Below are 19,892 nucleotides of genomic sequence, written 5' to 3' on the forward strand. Positions count from 1 at the left end.
TCAAGGGTGGGAGCGAGCCTGCTCGCGAATGGTTCGAACTGGCGCCGCTTAGACCAAGGTCATCAACGCCTCACGACTGAACGGCAAAATATCCTGCTCGCGCCCTTCACGAACTTTCTGCGCCCAGTCCGGATCGACCAGCAGTGCACGGCCTACCGCCACCAGATCGAATTCCTCTTTGTTCAGACGCTCCAGCAGGTTTTCCAGACTGGCCGGTTGCGCGACCTTGTCGGTGTTGACCATGAACTGCAGGAACTCGCCGTCCAGCCCCACGCTGCCGACGGTGATGGTCGGCTTGCCGGTCAACTTGCGCGTCCAGCCGGCCAGGTTCAGATCGGATCCGTCGAACTCCGGTTCCCAGAAACGTCGGGTCGAGCAGTGGAAAATGTCTACGCCGGCGTCGGACAGCGGCTTGAGAAATTCGCCCAGTGCTTCGGGGGTCTGCACCAGACGCGCGGTGTAATCCTGCTGTTTCCATTGCGAGAAGCGGAAGATGATCGGGAAGCCTTCACCGACGGCCGCGCGCACGGCTTGAATCAATTCAATGGCAAAGCGCGAGCGGTTGGCCAGGCTGCCACCGTATTCGTCGTTGCGCTGGTTGCTGCCTTCCCAGAAGAACTGATCGACCAGATAGCCGTGGGCGCCGTGGATTTCCACGCCGTCCATGCCGATGCTCTGCGCATCTTTGGCAGCCTGGGCAAACGCAGCGATCACGTCCTGGATATCCTGTTTGGTCATGCCGTGAACCACGACCTGACCGTCCTTGAGTTTTTCCGACGGGCCGTAGCCCGGCACGCTGGCGTCCGGCTCGGTGCCGAGGCGGCGTACGCTGCCGACATGCCACAGTTGCGGGACGATCTTGCCGCCCTCGGCGTGTACGGCGTCGACGACTTTTTTCCAGCCGGCCAGCGGCGCGTCACCGAAGAATTGCGGAACATTCGGATAGCCGTTGGAAGCGATGTGGCCCACCGTCGTGCCTTCGGTGATGATCAAACCGACGCCAGCCGCCGCGCGCCGACGGTAGTACTCGATGACCTTGGAATTGGGCACGCCGCCCGGCGAGAACGAGCGGGTCATTGGCGCCATGACCACGCGGGTCGGCAGTTCGAGGGCACCGAGGTGGAATGGTTTGAACAGGGCTTGAACAGGCATCGGGAGGCTCCATGGCGATCGCTTTATGACGGCGATAATATGGAGAGCCGGAGCCTTTGAACAGCATTATTGATTTTGGTGATTAAGGATTAAAAGAATGAAAAGCAAAAGATCGCAGCCTTCGGCAGCACCTACACGGAGTTTGTGGTCCCCCTGTAGGAGCTGCCGAAGGCTGCGATCTTTTGATCCTGCTTTTCAGCTCAGCGCTTTTTCAATCGCATGCACGATGGTCGGATCATCCGGCGCCGTTCGCGGCGAAAACCGCGCCAGCACCCGGCCGTCCTTGCCGAGCAGGAATTTCTCGAAATTCCAGGTGATGTCACCGGGAAACTCGGCGCCCTCGCCCGCCAGCAGGCGATACAACTGATGCCGCTCGTGGCCGTTGACTTCGAGCTTGCTCGACAACGGAAACGTCACGCCATAGTTGAGGCTGCAGAACTCCTGGATTTCTTTCTCAGAGCCCGGTTCCTGACCGGCAAACTGATTGCACGGCAGGCCCAGCACGGTAAAACCTTTGCCTTTGTATTGCTGATAGAGGTTTTCCAGTGCTGCGTACTGGGGGGTCAAGCCGCACTTGGAGGCCACGTTGACCACCAGCACCACTTGGCCCTTGAACGGCGCCAGCGGTAGCTCCTGACCATCCAGGGCTGTCAACTTAAGGTCGTGAAAAGCACTCATGCCGAACTCCAGGATTCTCGTGTTCTACTCGAAACAGCCACTTGGCGAGGCCACCAAGGACAGCCGCGGACTAAAAAGGCGCCCACAGGCGCCTCTCCAGTACTCGAAGCTTAGCGCAGAAAATCAGTGGTGATGGCCACCTTCGCCATGGACGTGACCATGAGCGATTTCTTCCTGGCTGGCGTCACGGATATCAACGATCTTCACTTCGAAGTTCAGGCGCTGACCGGCCAGAGGGTGGTTGCCATCAACGGTGACGTCGTCGCCGTCCAGATCACGGATGGTGACGATCTGCATCTGGCCGTCCGGCGCCGAAGCGTGGAACTGCATGCCGACTTCCAGCTCGTCAACGCCTTCGAACATGCTGCGGCTCAGGGTGCTGACCAGCTCGGCGGCGTATTCGCCGTAAGCGTCTTCCGGCTCAACGGCCACTTTCAGCTCGTCACCGACGGCTTTGCCTTCCAGGGCTTTTTCCAGGCCCGGGATGATGTTGCCTGCGCCTTGCAGGTAAACCAGCGGAGCGCCGCCGGCGGAGCTGTCGATGACCTCACCAGCGTCGTTGGTCAGGGTATAGTCGATGGAGACAGCCTTATTGGCGGCGATCAGCATGGGGCGAGACCTTTTGCATAAGAATATAGAAAGGCCAAGTTTAGCGAAGCAATCGCGTGAAAGCGACCACAACCCGGACAAACGGGTTTCGACCATCACCGGCTTCCATCAGGACGAAGACGGCCACTGGGTGGTCGAGCTTTCCTGTGGCCACACCCAGCACCTGCGCCACCAGCCGCCATGGCAAACCCGCGCCTGGGTCTTGGATCCGGCGCAACGTATTGAAAAAACAGGTCAACCCTTTGCCTGCGGTTGGTGTGCACAGGGCTCGGTTAGCGCTAACCTTGGCGACTGAATTTCGGTAGTCGGCCAGACATAGGCTGACACCCTTGCATAGAGAATTCCCATGCAAACTTTTTTTATCGCACCCACCGATTTTGGCGTGGGTCTGACCTCCATCAGCCTCGGGCTGGTGCGCACGCTTGAACGCGCCGGCCTCAAAGTCGGCTTCTTCAAACCGATCGCCCAGCCGCACCCGGGCGACACCGGCCCTGAGCGTTCCACCGAACTGGTGGCACGCACCCACGGTTTGAAACCGCCGCAACCGTTGGGCCTGGCGCATGTCGAGCGCATGCTCGGTGACGGTCAGCTCGACGAGTTGCTCGAAGAAATCATCGCCCTGTATCAGCAGGCGGCTGTCGGCAAGGATGTGCTGGTGGTCGAAGGCATGGTGCCGACTCGCAGCGCCAGTTACGCCGCGCGGGTCAATCTGCACCTGGCCAAGAGCCTGGATGCCGAGGTGATTCTGGTCTCGGCGCCGGAAAACGAAGTGCTCGCCGAGCTCTCTGGTCGGGTCGAGCTTCAAGCGCAATTGTTCGGCGGCCCGAAAGATCCGAAAGTTCTCGGCGTGATCCTCAACAAGGTCAAGACCGATGAGAGCATGGACGCCTTCGCTACGCGTTTGAAAGAGCATTCGCCGTTGCTGCGCAGCGGTGACTTCCGCCTGCTCGGCTGCATCCCGTTCCAGCCGGAACTCAACGCGCCGCGCACCCGCGACGTCGCCGACCTGATGGGCGCGCAGGTGCTCAATGCCGGCGACTACGAAACCCGGCGCATGAGCAAAATCATCATTTGCGCACGAACCATGCGCAACACCGTCGAGCTGCTCAAGCCCGGCGTGCTGGTGGTGACGCCGGGTGATCGCGACGACATCATCCTCGCTGTCAGCCTCGCAGCCATCAACGGTGTGCCGCTGGCCGGCCTGCTGCTGACCAGCGACACCCTGCCCGACCCACGCATCATGGACCTGTGCCGGGGCGCGTTGCAGGCCGGTTTGCCGGTGTTGTCGGTGAGCACCGGCTCGTACGACACCGCCAACCTGCTCAATGGCCTGAACAAGGAAATCCCGATCGATGACCGCGAGCGCGCGGAGATCATCACCGATTTCGTCGCCAGCCACCTCGACGCCAGTTGGCTACACCAGCGCTGCGGCACGCCACGGGAAATGCGCCTGTCGCCAGCGGTGTTCCGCTATCAATTGATCCAGCGTGCGCAGGCGGCGAACAAGCGCATCGTCCTGCCTGAAGGCAGCGAGCCGTTCACCGTGCAAGCGGCGGCGATCTGCCAGGAACGCGGGATCGCCCGCTGCGTGCTGTTGGCCAAACCCGAAGACGTCGAAGCGGTCGCCCGCGCCCAAGGCATCGTGCTGCCGCCGGGTCTGGAAATTCTCGACCCGGACCACATCCGCGAACGCTACGTCGAACCGATGGTCGCTCTGCGCAAGAGCAAAAGCCTCAACGCACCGATGGCCGAGCAGCAACTGGAAGACACCGTGGTGATCGGCACCATGATGCTTGCGCTGGATGAGGTCGACGGGCTGGTGTCCGGGGTGATCAACACCACCGCCAACACCATCCGCCCGGCCCTGCAACTGATCAAGACCGCGCCGGGCTGTACGCTGGTGTCTTCAGTGTTCTTCATGCTCTTCCCGGAAGAAGTGCTGGTCTACGGCGACTGCGTGATGAACCCGCACCCGAGCGCTGCCGAACTGGCGGAGATCGCCCTGCAAAGCGCGGATTCAGCAGCGGCATTCGGCATCATCCCACGGGTGGCGATGATCAGTTATTCCAGCGGCGAATCGGCACGCGGTGAAGAGGTCGAGAAAGTCCGCGAGGCGACCCTGCTCGCCCATGAGCAACAAAACTCACTGTTGATCGACGGCCCGCTGCAATACGACGCTGCGGCCAACGCCGACGTCGCCCGGCAACTGGCGCCGAACAGTCAGGTCGCCGGACGCGCCACGGTGTTCGTGTTCCCCGATCTCAACACCGGCAACACCACGCACAAAGCCGTGCAGCGCAGCGCCGATTGCGTCAGCCTCGGGCCGATGCTGCAAGGCCTGCGCAAACCGGTGAACGACTTGCCGCGCGGCGCGCAAGTCGATGACATCGTCTACACCATCGCGCTCACCGCGATTCAAGCCGCCAACCGACCTATGGATGTGTAAATGCTGGATTTTCTACCCGCACCCGTGCGCGGCGTGATCGCCTCGCTGCTGTTGGCGCTCAACACGATTCTGCTCTGCTCGTTCCTGTTCTGCGTGGCGCTGGTCAAGGCCCTGCCGTTTGCAGTTACCCAGCGCATTGCCGGTTGGCTGATGAGCCACACCCACGAGGCGTGGATCAGCAACAACAAGGGCTGGATGAATCTGGTACGGCGCACCCGCTGGCACCTCAGCGGCCTGCAGGGTCTCGACTATCAGCACTCGTACCTGATCACCAGCAACCACCAGAGCTGGGTGGATATTCTGGTCCTGCAATACGTGCTCAACCGCAAGATTCAGCCGCTGAAGTTTTTCCTCAAGCAGGAGCTGATCTGGGTGCCGGTGATCGGTCTGGCCTGGTGGGCGCTGGGCTTTCCGTTCATGAAGCGTTACTCCAAGGCGTATCTGGAAAAGCATCCGGAGAAGAAAGGCAAGGATCTGGAGACCACGCGCAAGACCTGCGCAAAATTCCGGCATAACCCGGTGGGGATTTTCAACTTCGTCGAAGGCACACGCTTTACCGAAGGCAAGCATGCGCAACAGCAGTCGCCGTTCAAGTATTTGCTCAAGCCCAAGGCTGGCGGGATCGCCTTTGTGCTCGATGCGATGGGCGAACAGCTAGAGTCGATCGTCAATGTGACGATTCATTACCCGGCCGGACGACCGGGGTTCTGGGATTTGCTCTGCGGCAACGTGCGCGATGTGGTGGTGCATTTTGAAGAAATCAAAATCCCGCCGGCCTTCATCGGCAAGAACTACGACCAGGACGGCGAGTACCGTTTGCAGTTTCAGGGCTGGATCAATCAGCTGTGGCTGGACAAGGATGCGCTGCTGGAGCAGATGCACCGCGAGTATCCGCCCAAACACTGAGCCCCCTGTAGGAGTGAGCCTGCTCGCGATAGCGGTGGATCAGCCGCCACCATTGTTGAATGACACACCGCTATCGCGAGCAGGCTCACTCCTACAATTGACCGAGCTGGCCCGAATAAAAAAGCCCGCCGATGATTGCTCATCGGCGGGCTTTTTATTTTGGGCTAACGCTTATATGGCGCCACGCTGACGCAACAGCTCCAGCACCTGCTTTACGCTTTCTTCCAGACCCAGCGACTGCGTGTCGATCACCAGGTCGGCGTTGAGCGGCACGTCGTAGGGGAAGGATTCGCCAGGGATATTGTCGCCGCCAGCGGCATACAGACCTTGCGGATCACGTTCGGCGCATACGGTTGGCGAGGCCTGCACGTAGACCGTCAGCAAGCGATCCTTGCCGATCAGTTCCTTGGCCTGCTCGCGACCTTCGGCGCTCGGCGCAACGAAGGCGGCCAATGTCAGCAGGCCCGCTTCGTTGAACTGACGCGCCACGTGTGCAGCACGACGCCAGTTCTCGGTGCGACCGGCGCGATCCTGTGGCAGACCTTTGTTCAGATCGTGACGCAGGTTCTGGCCATCCAGTACAAACACCGCACGGCCCATGTCGAACAGCTTGCGCTCGACCGCATACGCCAGGGTGCTTTTACCCGCACCGGACAGGCCGCTGAACAGCACGGTGGCCGGTTGCTGGCCGAAACGCTGGGCACGTTCTTCAGTTGCCACGTGAGCCAGTTTGCCGTGGTGCGTGGCGGTGCCATGAGCCACTGGCTGAGCGACGATCATGCCGGCGCCAACGGTGCCGTTGGTCAGGCGATCGATGACAATGAATGCGCCGGTGGTGCGGTTGCTTTCGTAACCGTCGAGGGCGATCGGTGCATCGAGTGCGATCTTCACCTTGCCGATTTCGTTGAGCTGCAACGCGCTCGCCGGGCCTTCTTCCAAAGTGTTGACGTCGACCTTGTTGACGATGCTGGCAATCGAGCCCGGCACGTAACTGGTGGCGCGTTTGATGTCGTATTTCTTGCCCGGCAGCATCGGCTCTTCAGCCATCCACACGAGCATCGCTTCGAAGCTGTCGGTGACCGGCGGCACGTTGTCGGCATGCACCAGCAGGTCGCCACGGGAGATGTCGATTTCGTCTTCCATGGTCAGCGTCACCGCCTGACCGGGACCTGCGTGTTCCAGCTCACCTTCGAACGTGACGATGGACTTCACCCGGCTGCTCTTGCCGGACGGCAGCACCACGACTTCGTCGCCCTTGTGCACGATGCCGCTGGCCAGGGTGCCGGCGAAACCACGGAAGTTCAGGTTCGGACGGTTGACGTACTGCACCGGGAAACGCAGGTCGGTGAAATTGCGATCGCCCGCCACTTCCACGGTCTCGAGAATTTCCATCAGCGACTGGCCGGTGTACCAAGGCGAGCGCTCGGACTTGTTCACCACGTTGTCGCCCTTGAGGGCAGACATCGGCACGAAGTGCATGCTGGTCGGCTTCATCTTCAAGCCTTCGGCGAACTTCAGGTAATCGGCCTTGATCGACTCGAACACGCCTTCATCGAAGTCCTTCAGGTCCATCTTGTTGATGGCGACGACGATGTGTTTGATGCCCAGCAACGAAGCGATGAAGCTGTGGCGACGGGTCTGGGTCTGCACGCCGTAACGGGCATCGACAAGAATGATCGCCAGGTCACAGGTGGATGCACCGGTGGCCATGTTGCGGGTGTACTGCTCATGGCCGGGGGTGTCGGCGATGATGAATTTGCGCTTGGCGGTAGAGAAATAGCGGTAGGCCACATCAATGGTGATGCCCTGCTCACGCTCGGCCTGCAGACCGTCGACCAGCAACGCCAGGTCGATGTCGTCACCGGTAGTGCCGGATTTCTTCGAATCGCGGGTAATCGCTTCAAGGTGATCTTCGTAGATCATCTTCGAGTCGTGCAGCAGGCGCCCGATCAGGGTGCTCTTGCCGTCGTCGACGTTACCGCAGGTCAAAAAGCGCAGCAGCTCTTTACGTTCGTGCTGGCCCAGGTAGGCGAGGATGTCCTCGCTGATCAAATCAGATGCGTGCGACATGACAACCCCTTAGAAATAACCCTGACGTTTTTTGTCTTCCATCGAGCCTGCGCCATCGTGGTCGATGACCCGGCCCTGGCGCTCGGAAGTTCGCGTCAGGAGCATTTCCTGAATGATGTCCGTGAGGCTTTCGGCCTCGGACTCCACCGCGCCCGTCAATGGGTAGCAGCCCAGGGTGCGGAACCGCACTTTCTTTTTCACGATGCGCGCTTTGTCTTCGTCGGACAGGTGTTCGAGGATGCGCTCGTCGTCGATCATGATCAGCGTGCCGTTCTTCTCGATCACTTCGCGTTCGGCGGCGAAATACAGCGGCACGATCGGGATGCCTTCGAGGTAGATGTACTGCCAGATGTCCAGCTCGGTCCAGTTCGACAACGGGAATACACGGATGGATTCGCCCTTGTTGACCTTGCCGTTGTAGACGTTCCACAGTTCGGGACGCTGGTTTTTCGGGTCCCAGCGGTGCTTGCTGTCGCGGAACGAGTACACGCGCTCTTTAGCGCGGGACTTCTCTTCATCGCGACGGGCACCGCCGAAGGCTGCGTCGAAACCATGCTTGTCGAGTGCCTGCTTCAGGCCTTCGGTTTTCATGATGTCGGTGTGCTTGGCGCTGCCGTGGGTGAACGGGTTGATGTTCTGCGCCACGCCATCGGGGTTGATGTGGGTGATCAGGTCCAGGCCCAGTTCTTCGACCATCTTGTCGCGGAACTTGTACATCTCCTGGAATTTCCAGCGGGTGTCGACGTGCATCACCGGAAACGGCAGTTTGCCCGGGAAGAACGCCTTGCGTGCCAGGTGCAGCATCACGGCGGAGTCTTTACCGATGGAGTACAGCATCACCGGGTTATCGAACTCGGCGGCCACCTCGCGGATGATGTGGATGCTTTCCGCCTCCAGCTGTTTCAGATGCGTCAGTTTGTCGACCATGGCTACTCACGAAAGCTTTCTTATGAACGGCCAGCGGGCCGTGTTCGAGCGGGGAATCCTAGCACAGCGACCTCTTCTAATCAGGACGCCAACTAGATCGAAAGGGTATATGAATATGCCCACCAGTTCGGCCGTCAGGGCCGAACGTGGGAGCGAGCCTGCTCGCGAAGGCGGAGTGTCAGGCACCTTTGTATTGAAGGTCTGACGCCTTCGCGAGCAGGCTCACTCCTACAGGGGAAACGCGGTGTGTCAGATAGGGTTCGGGATGTCGATGAAGATGTGCTCAAGGGCAAAGCGCTTCGCCAGATAATCGCCCAGCGCCTGCACGCCATAGCGTTCGGTGGCGTGATGGCCGGCGGCGATGAAGCTGATGTCGTTTTCCCGCGCACTGTGAAACGTCTGCTCGGAGGCCTCGCCACTGATGAACAGGTCGACCCCTGCAGCCACGCCCTGATCGATATAACCCTGGCCGCCCCCGGTGCACCAGCCGACGCGGCGGATCATGCCGCTGCCTTCGATCAACAGTGGCTCGCGGCCCATGACTTCCTGCACCTTGCGCGCGAAATCCCGGGCAGTCATCGGCTCATTCAGCGAACCGACCAGACCCACGACTTTCGGGTTGCTCGGGTCCAACGGCCCTTCGACAGTGATGTCGAGCTGACGCGCCAGTTGCACGTTGTTGCCGACGTCCGGGTGCAGATCCAGCGGCAGGTGATACGCCAGCAGACTGATGTCGTGCTTGAGCAAGGTCTTCAAGCGGCGCTGTTTCATGCCGGTGACGCAGGGGTTTTCGCCTTTCCAGAAATAACCGTGGTGGACCAGGATCAGATCGGCCTCGGCTTCGACGGCGGCGTCCAGTAAAGCCTGGCTGGCGGTGACGCCACTGACGATGCGCATCACCTGTGGGCGGCCTTCGACCTGCAATCCATTGGGGCAATAATCGGCAATTTTCGCACTGGTCAGGTAACGGTCGGCTTCTTCGACGAGGGTGCTGAGGGCAACGGCCATGAAAGACTCCTAAATATCCCGTTCAGAGGCACGCGCGGCCTCGTATAATGCGCGACATTATGGGCGGTCTGACCTCGCCTGCAACCTTTCCAGGAACGTGCTTAATGCTCAAGGCGCTGCGTTTTTTCGGCTGGCCACTGTTGGCCGGTGTGCTTATCGCTCTGTTGATTATTCAGCGTTATCCCGAGTGGGTCGGGCTACCGAGCCTCGACGTCAATCTGCAACAGGCGCCACAGACAACGATCGTGCAACAGGGGCCTGTGTCCTATGCGGATGCGGTAGGTATCGCCGCACCGTCGGTGGTCAACCTGTACACCACCAAGGTCATCAACAAACCGGCGCATCCTCTGTTCGAGGATCCGCAGTTCCGCCGCTTCTTCGGTGACAACTCGCCGAAACAGAAGCGCATGGAATCGAGCCTCGGTTCCGGGGTGATCATGAGCCCGGAAGGCTACATTCTCACCAACAACCACGTCACCAGCGGCGCCGACCAGATTGTCGTGGCATTGAAGGATGGTCGCGAGACGCTGGCACGGGTGATTGGCAGCGACCCGGAAACCGACCTCGCGGTGTTGAAAATCGACCTGAAAAACCTCCCGGCGATCACCGTCGGCCGCTCCGACAGCATTCGCATCGGCGACGTCGCGCTGGCCATCGGCAACCCGTTCGGCGTCGGCCAGACCGTGACCATGGGCATCATCAGCGCCACCGGGCGTAATCAGTTGGGCCTGAACAATTACGAAGACTTCATCCAGACCGACGCGGCGATCAACCCGGGCAACTCCGGCGGTGCGCTGGTCGATGCCAATGGCAACCTCACTGGCATCAACACGGCGATCTTCTCCAAGTCCGGCGGCTCGCAAGGCATCGGATTTGCGATTCCGGTGAAACTGGCGATGGAAGTCATGAAGTCGATCATCGAGCACGGTCAGGTGATCCGTGGCTGGCTGGGCATCGAAGTGCAACCGCTGACCCAGGAACTGGCCGAGTCGTTTGGCTTGTCCGGACGTCCGGGAATTGTCGTCGCGGGGATTTTCCGTGACGGCCCGGCGCAGAAAGCCGGCCTGCAGCTGGGCGATGTGATTCTGAGTATCGATGGCGAACCGGCCGGCGATGGTCGCCGTTCGATGAACCAGGTGGCGCGAATCAAACCGACTGACAAGGTGACGATCCAGGTCATGCGCAACGGCAAGGAGCTGAAGCTGAGCGCTGAAATCGGCCTGCGTCCACCGCCGGCACCAGTGAAAGAAAAAGAAGAGTAAAAATGTTTTCGCGCCAGCGGCGCGAATAACAGACATTCTCAACGGGCATGTTATATTGTTTCAATTCTGACAATTGGAACAACATAACATGTCGTCTCGAAAAAAGGCTTCGCTGCTGGGCCTGACCCTGGGTTTGCTCTGCGATCCCGCCTTCGCCGATGAACCGCAGCCCGTTGAGCTGGAAGCCATCAGCGTCACCTCCGACTATGAGTCTCCTACCGGCCCGGTCAGCGGCTATCGCGCGACTCGCTCCGCCAGTGCGACCAAAACCGACACGGCAATTCGCGATATCCCGCAAGCCATCAGCGTGGTCCCGGCCAGCGTGCTTTCGGATCTGGGCAGCGCCAGCGTTGATCGCGCGCTGGATTTCGCTGGCGGGGTATCGAAACAGAACAACTTCGGCGGCCTGACCCTGTACGAATACAGCGTGCGCGGCTTCACCACGTCCGAGTTCTACAAGGATGGCTTCAGCGCGAATCGCGGCTACCCGAGCACGCCGGATGCGGCCAACATCGAACGCATCGAAGTGCTCAAAGGCCCGGCCGCCAGCCTCTACGGTCGAGGCGATCCCGGCGGCACGGTGAACATCGTCACCAAGAAACCCCAGCCGCAAGCGTTCACCACTCTACAAACCAGCGCCGGTAGTTGGGACCGCTATCGCACCGCGCTGGACGTCAATACGCCCCTCGATGAACAGGGCGACGTACTCTCGCGCATCAATCTCGCCGTCGAGGACAACCACAGCTTTCGCGATCACGTCGACAGCCAGCGGGTCTTCGTCGCGCCCTCGATCAGTTGGCAGTTGAACCCGGACACCTCGCTGCTGGTTGAAAGCGAAATCGTTCGTCACAACTCGACGTTCGATCGCGGCGTGGTGGCGCCAAACAATAAATGGAGCGGCGTATCGCGTTCGACGTTCCTGGGCGAACCCAACGACGGCAATATCGACAACCACAACAACCTGCTTCAGGCCACGCTTGAGCACCATCTGAACGACAATTGGAAACTGCGTCTGGCCAGCCACTACAAGGAAGGCAAGCTCTGGGGCGACGCCTCGGAACAACGCGCGCTGAACGCCGACGGCCACACGGTCAACCGCCGCTTGCGCGAACGCGATACGAATTGGCACGACAGCATCACCCAACTGGAACTGCGCGGTCTGTTCGACCTCGGCCCGTGGCAGCATGAATTGCTGGTGGGCACCGAGTACGAGAATTACCGCAAGGACGAACGCGTCACCACCGTCGCCGGCGGCCCCTACGCCATCGACATCTATAAGCCGGTCTACGGCCAGCCAAAACCCAACGGTGCGCGCTCGGGCACTGACTTCTTCGAACACGTCGAAAGCCATGCGTTGAACCTGCAGGACCAGATCATCTTCACCGACAAGCTGCGCGGCATGCTCGGTGCGCGCTTCGAACACTTCGATCAGCGCATCGACGACCACAGCCGTAACGCCAAGAGCCAGCAGCGCCACGACGCGCTGACCCAACGCGCCGGCCTGCTCTATCAACTCACGCCGAACACTGGCCTGTTCGCCAACGCCTCGACCTCGTTCAAACCGAACAACGGGCTGGATGCTTCGGGCAAATCCTTCGATCCGGAAGAAGGCGTCGGTTACGAAGTGGGGATCAAGAACGAATTGTTCGATGAGCGCGTGAGCAGCACCCTCGCCTTCTTCCACATCGACAAGGAAAACGTCCTCGCCCTCGATCCGGGCACCGACACCAGCCGCGCCATGGGCAAGGCGCGAAGCCGGGGTTTCGATTGGCAATTGAGCGGCCAGGTGACCGACGCGGTGCGGGTCATCGGCGCCTTCGCCTACATCGACGCCGAGGTGACCAAGGGTGACGCGACCATTCCCGCCGGCAGCCGCATCCTCGGCGTGGCCAAACGCAGCGGCAGTCTACTGGGTGTGTATGAATTTCAGGATGGCCATCTGCGCGGTTCAGACGTCGGCGCAGCGTTCACTTACGTCGGCGATCGCTCGGGCGAGTCAGGCAGCGACTTCGAATTGCCGGCCTACCAGACCGTCGACCTGCTTGCGCACTACAAGGCCAGCGACAACGTCACGGTCGGCCTGAACCTGAACAACATCTTCGACGAGAAATACTACGAGCGCTCCTACAGCAACTACTGGGTCAACCCCGGCGAACCGCGCAATTTCACCGTCAGCCTGACACTCAACCTGTAAAAGGACGTCACCATGCACTACGGCAAACCCCTTCTGCTCATCGCGGCGCTGTTCGCAGGCCAGGTTTCGGCCCACGGCCTGTGGACAGAGGAACGGCGCGGCAATATCGAAGTGATCTACGGCCACGGCGCCGAAGACAACGCCTTCAAGGCGCAGAAAATCAGCAGTGCCTGGGCTTATGACGCGGGCGGCAAGATGATCCCGGTCAGCGTCGAGCGCCTGGCTGATCATGCACGGCTGAAACCGTTGAAGCCGCCGGCAGTGATGGCCGTAGCGCTGAACAATGGCATGTGGTCGCAGACGGCGGACAAGAAGTGGATCAACGAAGGACGCAGCAAAGTGCCCGGCGCCACCGAGGCCACACAAACGTTCAAGTACAGCCTGGCGATTTATCAACCGGGGGCAAAGTTGCCGAAGCTGGATCAAATCAAACTGCTGATCCTGCCGGAGGTCGATCCGCTGACGGTAGGGCCGGGCAAATCGTTGCCGGTGCGGGTGTTGCTCGATGGCAAACCCGCGGCGGGCGTGAAGTTGTACGGCGACTATCGCAGCGCGCCGAATACGCTGAGCACCGAGACCGACACGGATGGGCGTGCGCAGGTGCTGGTGAGAAATGAGGGTTTGAATGTGATTGCGGCGCAGGTTGAAGTGCCGGTGAAGGACAGTGTGGATGTGGATAGTCGAGGGCTGTTCAGTTCACTGACGTTCCTTGGCGAGCCGCATCACGAATAAAAAGCTCCCCTCACCCCAGCCCTCTCCCGGGGGAGAGGGAGCCGACCGAGTTATCTTGCGGGATACATCGACCTGAAAGAGCGAGTCGATTATGGATTCGGTAAAGCAAATTCAGGTCGGCGTACCTCAGCAATATCCCCCGATCAGTCCCCTCTCCCTTTGGGAGAGGGTTAGGGTGAGGGGCTTTTTGCTTTTAGAGGTTGCCCAGTCCATCGATGAGTGCCTGATTCTGCTCCGTCGCACTAATCGAAATCCTGATCAACTGTGCGATGCCCTGCGATTAAAAGTGACGGCCACCTTCTCTCGTACAAGCAGGTAATTGGACCGGCCTGCATGCAATGCAGGAGCGCCCTTCCCAATTACGACTTTCCGCTATATGAACAATAATATTAAATAATATAAAAACCTGTCAACTCTGACAGTTGCTGATTACCACCCAACACTTCACTTTATAACTATCTCCCCCACAAAACCCAGGGAAAGAACCATGACAAAAACAACCCCAACCACCACAACTGCAGAAAACGACAAACTCGCTGAGTCAAGGGGCCATATTAAAGTCGAGTTTAGCCAGGATTCACCAGTTACCCTGAACTCCGTCCACTTAGGCCCTTTACCAGAGGGCGGTGGCATAATGCGGGGATCAGAACTCGAAAACGTTGAATCCAAAGATTTCATTCAACTCACTTACCCACGCAATCCAATGATAGGTAGCCCGCAAAACTATACCTACCCAAATGATTTTGAAAACATGGTCGCGGAGTGGACATACTACAAGGACGAAAAATACCATACTGCAAAATCAGGAAACCTGAAGAACACCGTCGAGACTCTGGGCGAAACTGCTAAAGGCGAATATTCATTCAAAACCGAGAACGACATACAGATATCGGGAGACTTTGATTTGAGACCACGAACTTTGAGTTAAACCATGCCAAAAGAATAAACTCCTGCTCTTGCGCAATACTCGCAAGAGCAGGAAGTCCAAAATCAATAGAGGGCGTCCGAAGTATTACAACCCTCGCAGGCCATCGACCAACGCCTGATTCTGCTCAGGCGTGCCAATCGAAATCCGCAGGAACTGCGCAATCCGCTCCTGTTTGAAGTGCCGTACGATCACGCCCTGCTCGCGCAGTTTCGCAGCCAGGCCCGCCGCATCATGCTGCGGGTGCCGGGCGAAGATGAAGTTGGCCGCCGACGGCAGGACTTCAAAGCCCTTGGCCTGCAATTGCGCAACGACCCAATCGCGACTCTCGATCACCTCACGACAGGTCTCGTCGAAATATTCGCGATCTTCAAACGCCGCCGCCGCACCGACAATCGCCAGACGATCCAGCGGATAGGAGTTGAAGCTGTTCTTGATCCGCTCCAGCGCCTCGATCAGATCCGGATGCCCTACCGCCAGACCGACACGCAGACCGGCCAGCGAGCGGGACTTGGACAATGTCTGTGTCACCAGCAGGTTCGGATAGCGGTCCACCAGACTGATCGCGGTTTCGCCGCCGAAGTCGATGTAGGCCTCGTCCACCACGACCACCGAATCCGGGCTGGCCTTGAGGATTTGCTCGACGGCGTCCAGCGCCAGCAGGCAGCCGGTCGGGGCGTTCGGGTTGGGGAAAATGATCCCGCCGTTCGGCTTGGCATAGTCCGCCGGGTTGATCTGGAATTGCGCATCCAGCGGCACCGCGTCGAACTCAATTCCATAGAGCCCACAATAGACCGGATAGAAGCTGTAGCTGATATCCGGGAACAGCAGCGGCTGATCGTGTTGCAGCAGACCGTGGAAAATGTGCGCGAGCACTTCGTCCGAACCGTTGCCGAGGAACACCTGACTGGTTTGCACGCCGTAGTATTCGGCCACGGCGTTTTTCAGCAGATCACTGTTCGGGTCCGGGTACAGGCGCAGATTGTCGTTGAGCTCGGCTTGCATCGCCGCCAATGCTTTTGGCGACGGGCCGTAGGGGTTTTCGTTGGTGTTGAGCTTGACCAGTCTGGTCAGCTTCGGCTGTTCGCCCGGTACGTACGGCACCAGATCCTTGACGAACGGGCTCCAGAATTTACTCATGCTCATTCCCCTTGCTCTTTCAGAAAGTCTTCATCTTTGATGCGGTATTCGGCGCTACGGGCGTGGGCGCTCAGCGATTCGCCACGGGCCAGTACCGATGCAGTCTTGCCCAGCTCCGAAGCACCGGCCTCGGAGCAGAAGATGATCGAAGAACGTTTCTGGAAATCGTAGACACCCAGCGGCGAGGAGAAACGCGCAGTGCCCGAAGTCGGCAAGACGTGGTTCGGGCCGGCGCAGTAGTCGCCCAGCGCTTCGGAGGTGTGGCGGCCCATGAAGATCGCGCCAGCGTGACGGATCTGCGGCAGCCAGGCTTGCGGATCAGCGACCGACAACTCCAGGTGTTCCGGCGCGATGCGGTTGGCGACTTCGATGGCCTGGGCCATGTCGCTCACCTGGATCAGCGCGCCACGGCCATTGATCGAGGTCTCGATGATGGTTGCGCGGTCCATGGTCGGCAGCAGTTTGTCGATGCTCGCGGCGACCTTGTCGAGGAACTCGGCGTCGGGGCTGACCAGAATCGCTTGCGCGTCTTCGTCGTGCTCGGCCTGAGAGAACAGGTCCATGGCGATCCAGTCCGGATCGGTCTGGCCATCGCAGACCACAAGGATTTCCGAAGGGCCGGCGATCATGTCGATGCCGACCTGGCCAAACACGTGACGCTTGGCGGTGGCGACGTAGATGTTGCCCGGGCCGACGACTTTGTCGACACGCGGCACGCTTTCAGTGCCGTACGCCAGCGCAGCAACCGCTTGCGCACCGCCGATGGTGAATACCCGGTCAACACCGGCGATGCAGGCAGCGGCCAGCACCAGTTCGTTGAGCTCACCGCGCGGGGTCGGCACGACCATGACCACTTCGGTCACGCCGGCAACCTTGGCCGGAATCGCATTCATCAACACCGATGACGGATACGACGCTTTGCCACCCGGCACATACAGGCCGGCACGATCCAGCGGCGTGACTTTCTGGCCGAGCACCGTGCCGTCGGCTTCGGTGTAGCTCCAGGAATCCTGCTTCTGCTTTTCGTGATAGCTGCGCACCCGGGCAGCGGCTTTTTCCAATGCTTCGCGCTGCGGCACCGTAATGCGGGTCAGGGCCAGCTCGAGGCGCTCGCGCGGCAGGATCAGGTCGGCCATCGAGGCGACTTCGAGGCCGTCGAACTTCTGAGTGAACTCGACCAGCGCCGCGTCACCGCGTTCGCGCACAGCCTTGATGATGTCCAGCACGCGCTGATTGACCGAGTCGTCAGACACACTTTCCCAGCTCAGCAGATGATCCAGATGATGCGCGAAATCCGGGTCAGCAGCGTTGAGTCGGCGAATTGCAGTGGTTGCGGTCATAGCGAGAGCCTCATAGGAATGGCAAATAACTCAGGCGCCCGAAACTAGCATTCGATCCGCTTGGGCACCTGAGAATTCTGGCTATGAGGCGGATAGACGGCGCGGCCTTGGGCCACGCAGGTAGATCAGCCGCGGTGTCGCGATTCCACTGCGTTGCGCAGGGTGTCGATCAACGCCTGGATTCGGGCGTGCTGCATTTTCATTGAAGCCTTGTTGACCACCAGGCGCGAGCTGATCGTGGCGATCAGTTCCTGTGGCTCCAGGCCGTTGGCGCGCAGGGTGTTGCCGGTGTCGACCACGTCGATGATCTTGTCGGCCAGACCGATCAGCGGCGCCAGTTCCATCGAGCCGTACAGCTTGATGATGTCGACCTGACGGCCCTGCTCGGCGTAGTAACGCTTGGCAACATTGACGAACTTGGTCGCCACGCGCAGACGGCCCTTGGGCTCGGCCGCGCCGATTTTGCCGGCAGTCATCAGCTTGCACTGCGCGATCTGCAGGTCTAGCGGCTCGTACAGGCCCTGGCCGCTGTATTCCATCAGCACGTCCTTACCGGCGACGCCGAGGTCGGCCGCGCCATGCTCGACATAGGTCGGCACGTCGGTGGCGCGCACGATCAGCAGACGCACGTCGTCCTGGGTCGTGGGGATGATCAGCTTGCGGCTCTTGTCCGGATTCTCGGTCGGCACGATGCCCGCTTCAGCGAGAAGCGGCAGTGTGTCGTCAAGGATGCGGCCCTTGGACAGTGCGATGGTCAACATGGGAAACGTCAGTCCTTATCAAGGTACTCATGCCCGGTCGCAATCGGCGCCGGACACACATCGAGGGTGCGCACACCCTCGACTCGAAACGAATTCAGTGGACACGTCCGTGTGTCCCGATGCAGCGATCAGCCCGGAACGCGACGGATCTTGGCGCCGAGCATCTGCAGTTTTTCTTCGATGCACTCGTAACCACGGTCTATGTGGTAGATGCGGTCGATCAGCGTGTCGCCTTCGGCCATCAGTGCCGAGATCACCAGACTGGCCGAAGCTCGCAGGTCGGTGGCCATCACAGGCGCGCCCTTGAGGATTTCGGTACCGGTGACGATCGCGGTGTTGCCTTCGACCTGGATCTTGGCGCCCATGCGGTGCAGTTCGTAAACGTGCATGAAGCGGTTTTCGAAGATCGTCTCGATCACCGCACCGGTGCCTTCGGCAATGGCGTTGAGCGAAATGAACTGTGCCTGCATGTCGGTCGGGAACGCCGGGTACGGCGCGGTGCGCACGTTGACCGCTTTCGGGCGCTTGCCGTGCATGTTCAGCTCGATCCAGTCTTCACCGCAGGTGATTTCCGCGCCGGCTTCACGCAGCTTTTCCAGCACCGCTTCGAGGATGGTCGGATCGGTGTCCTTGACCTTGACGCGGCCACCGGTGACGGCTGCAGCAACCAGGTAGGTGCCGGTTTCGATACGGTCAGGCATGACCTTGTAGAACGCCGAACCCAGACGCTCGACGCCATCGATGGTGATGGTGTCGGTGCCGGCGCCGGAAACCTTGGCGCCCATGGCGTTGAGGAAATTCGCCAGGTCAACCACTTCAGGCTCGCGGGCGGCGTTCTGCAACACGCTGCGACCTTTGGCCAGTGCTGCGGCCATCATGATGTTTTCGGTACCGGTCACGCTGACGGTGTCGAAGAAGAAGTGCGCGCCGCGCAGGCCACCTTCAGGCGCCTTGGCCTTGATGTAGCCGCCTTCGACGTCGATGACCGCGCCCATGGCTTCCAGGCCACGGATGTGCAGGTCGACCGGACGCGAACCGATGGCGCAACCGCCCGGCAGTGCGACTTCGGCTTCACCGAACCGCGCGACCATCGGGCCCAGTACGAGGATCGACGCACGCATGGTTTTCACCAACTCGTACGGCGCGATCAGAGTTTTGATGGTGCGCGGGTCGATTTCGACGCTGAGCTTCTCGTCGATCACAGGCTCAATGCCCATGCGCCCGAACAGCTCGATCATGGTGGTGATGTCGTGCAGGTGCGGCAGGTTGCCAACGGTCACCGGGCCATCGCACAGCAGGGTCGCGGCCAGGATCGGCAGGGCAGAGTTCTTTGCCCCGGAAATGCGGATCTCGCCATCAAGACGAGCGCCACCGGTAATAATCAATTTATCCATTAGTATCTCGACGCCCTAGGGCTCAGGTGCGCTCGGCCCAGGCCGCGCTGCTGAAAAATTTCATAGTGACCGCATGGATGCTGCCATCGACGATCCATGGGTTCAAATGGGCATAGACCTGCTGCTGACGCTTCACCGGGCTCAACGCCGCCAGTTCATCGCTGATCACGTTCAGCTGGAAGTTGCAGCCTTCGCCTTCAACTTCTACCAGCGTTCCTGGCAGCTTTCCTTCAAGGAAGCTCTTCACTTCTACGGCCTGCATGCTCAACCTCAATCGGCGCCCTGTGCGCACGGGTCGGACATCATACAAAAAAGCCCCGCGCCTGCGAACCCCGCAACGCAGGACTC

The 19,892-nt window shown here is 60.0% G+C and carries 18 protein-coding genes; 7 read left to right on the plus strand and 11 right to left on the minus strand.

Going from position 1 to position 19,892, the window contains the following annotated elements; genetic code table 11:
• Positions 1–48 precede the first annotated feature (48 nt).
• From AEQ63_RS19540 to AEQ63_RS19550, 3 genes are all read right to left on the minus strand, one after another.
• On the minus strand, positions 49–1,152 hold the full coding sequence (locus AEQ63_RS19540) for an NADH:flavin oxidoreductase (protein WP_064364455.1): 1,104 nt from the start codon (positions 1,150–1,152) through the stop codon (positions 49–51).
• A gap of 195 nt (positions 1,153–1,347) precedes the next feature.
• Positions 1,348–1,830, minus strand: a complete 483-nt coding sequence (locus AEQ63_RS19545) for a glutathione peroxidase (protein WP_064364456.1) — start codon at positions 1,828–1,830, stop codon at positions 1,348–1,350.
• A gap of 123 nt (positions 1,831–1,953) precedes the next feature.
• On the minus strand, positions 1,954–2,439 hold the full coding sequence (locus AEQ63_RS19550; RefSeq protein WP_016771661.1) for an FKBP-type peptidyl-prolyl cis-trans isomerase: 486 nt from the start codon (positions 2,437–2,439) through the stop codon (positions 1,954–1,956).
• Between AEQ63_RS19550 and AEQ63_RS27390 the strand changes: the two genes are divergently transcribed.
• Genes AEQ63_RS27390 through AEQ63_RS19560 form a run of 3 tightly spaced genes read left to right on the plus strand, consistent with a single transcriptional unit; the run spans position 2,408 to position 5,791 of the window.
• Complete coding sequence (locus AEQ63_RS27390) at positions 2,408–2,734, plus strand: DUF3565 domain-containing protein (protein WP_073473919.1); 327 nt, start codon at positions 2,408–2,410, stop codon at positions 2,732–2,734. The two genes, AEQ63_RS19550 and AEQ63_RS27390, sit on opposite strands and share 32 nt — an antisense overlap.
• Positions 2,735–2,785: 51 nt before the next feature.
• Positions 2,786–4,885 carry a phosphate acetyltransferase gene (gene pta / locus AEQ63_RS19555; protein WP_064364457.1) on the plus strand — a complete coding sequence of 700 codons (2,100 nt, stop codon included), beginning with the start codon at positions 2,786–2,788 and terminating at the stop codon, positions 4,883–4,885.
• A complete protein-coding gene (locus AEQ63_RS19560; RefSeq protein ID WP_064364458.1) occupies positions 4,886–5,791 on the plus strand; it encodes an acyltransferase in 906 nt (301 codons plus the stop codon).
• Positions 5,792–5,962: 171 nt separating this feature from the next.
• Here the strand turns inward: AEQ63_RS19560 and cysN are convergent, their stop codons facing one another.
• The 3 genes from cysN to AEQ63_RS19575 form a co-directional block, all read right to left on the minus strand.
• Positions 5,963–7,861: a sulfate adenylyltransferase subunit CysN gene (cysN, locus tag AEQ63_RS19565; protein WP_064364459.1), complete on the minus strand. Its 1,899-nt coding sequence runs from the start codon at positions 7,859–7,861 to the stop codon at positions 5,963–5,965.
• Positions 7,862–7,870: 9 nt separating this feature from the next.
• Entirely contained in the window at positions 7,871–8,788 is a 918-nt protein-coding gene (gene cysD, locus AEQ63_RS19570) for a sulfate adenylyltransferase subunit CysD (RefSeq protein WP_007912374.1), read from the minus strand.
• Positions 8,789–9,037: 249 nt separating this feature from the next.
• The gene (locus tag AEQ63_RS19575; RefSeq protein ID WP_064364460.1) at positions 9,038–9,796 is read right to left on the minus strand and encodes a Nif3-like dinuclear metal center hexameric protein; all 759 of its coding nucleotides are present in this window, start codon (positions 9,794–9,796) and stop codon (positions 9,038–9,040) included.
• A 104-nt stretch (positions 9,797–9,900) separates the two neighbouring features.
• Here AEQ63_RS19575 and algW point away from each other — a divergent pair, with 104 nt between their 5' ends.
• The 4 genes from algW to AEQ63_RS19595 all read left to right on the plus strand — a co-directional run bounded on the left by algW (position 9,901) and on the right by AEQ63_RS19595 (position 14,912).
• The gene (gene algW / locus AEQ63_RS19580; RefSeq protein WP_042608743.1) at positions 9,901–11,058 is read left to right on the plus strand and encodes a Do family serine endopeptidase AlgW; all 1,158 of its coding nucleotides are present in this window, start codon (positions 9,901–9,903) and stop codon (positions 11,056–11,058) included.
• Between the two features lie 88 nt (positions 11,059–11,146).
• A complete protein-coding gene (locus tag AEQ63_RS19585; protein ID WP_064364461.1) occupies positions 11,147–13,252 on the plus strand; it encodes a TonB-dependent siderophore receptor in 2,106 nt (701 codons plus the stop codon).
• A gap of 12 nt (positions 13,253–13,264) precedes the next feature.
• Positions 13,265–13,984: a DUF4198 domain-containing protein gene (locus AEQ63_RS19590; protein ID WP_064364462.1), complete on the plus strand. Its 720-nt coding sequence runs from the start codon at positions 13,265–13,267 to the stop codon at positions 13,982–13,984.
• A 487-nt stretch (positions 13,985–14,471) separates the two neighbouring features.
• On the plus strand, positions 14,472–14,912 hold the full coding sequence (locus AEQ63_RS19595; protein ID WP_064364463.1) for a hypothetical protein: 441 nt from the start codon (positions 14,472–14,474) through the stop codon (positions 14,910–14,912).
• Between the two features lie 84 nt (positions 14,913–14,996).
• Here AEQ63_RS19595 and hisC read toward each other — a convergent pair whose 3' ends face one another.
• The 5 genes from hisC to AEQ63_RS19620 all read right to left on the minus strand — a co-directional run bounded on the left by hisC (position 14,997) and on the right by AEQ63_RS19620 (position 19,806).
• The gene (gene hisC / locus AEQ63_RS19600; protein WP_064364546.1) at positions 14,997–16,049 is read right to left on the minus strand and encodes a histidinol-phosphate transaminase; all 1,053 of its coding nucleotides are present in this window, start codon (positions 16,047–16,049) and stop codon (positions 14,997–14,999) included.
• Between the two features lie 2 nt (positions 16,050–16,051).
• Positions 16,052–17,389, minus strand: coding sequence for a histidinol dehydrogenase (gene hisD / locus AEQ63_RS19605; protein WP_042608748.1), 1,338 nt, complete (start codon positions 17,387–17,389; stop codon positions 16,052–16,054).
• 125 nt (positions 17,390–17,514) lie between these two features.
• Entirely contained in the window at positions 17,515–18,150 is a 636-nt protein-coding gene (hisG, locus tag AEQ63_RS19610) for an ATP phosphoribosyltransferase (RefSeq protein WP_016771668.1), read from the minus strand.
• A 128-nt stretch (positions 18,151–18,278) separates the two neighbouring features.
• Entirely contained in the window at positions 18,279–19,544 is a 1,266-nt protein-coding gene (gene murA / locus AEQ63_RS19615) for a UDP-N-acetylglucosamine 1-carboxyvinyltransferase (RefSeq protein ID WP_042608749.1), read from the minus strand.
• 22 nt (positions 19,545–19,566) lie between these two features.
• On the minus strand, positions 19,567–19,806 hold the full coding sequence (locus tag AEQ63_RS19620) for a BolA family protein (protein WP_042608750.1): 240 nt from the start codon (positions 19,804–19,806) through the stop codon (positions 19,567–19,569).
• Positions 19,807–19,892: the final 86 nt, after the last annotated feature.

Source organism: Pseudomonas sp. RIT-PI-o (genome assembly GCF_001297215.1).
Taxonomy (GTDB): Bacteria; Pseudomonadota; Gammaproteobacteria; order Pseudomonadales; family Pseudomonadaceae; genus Aquipseudomonas; species Aquipseudomonas moraviensis_A.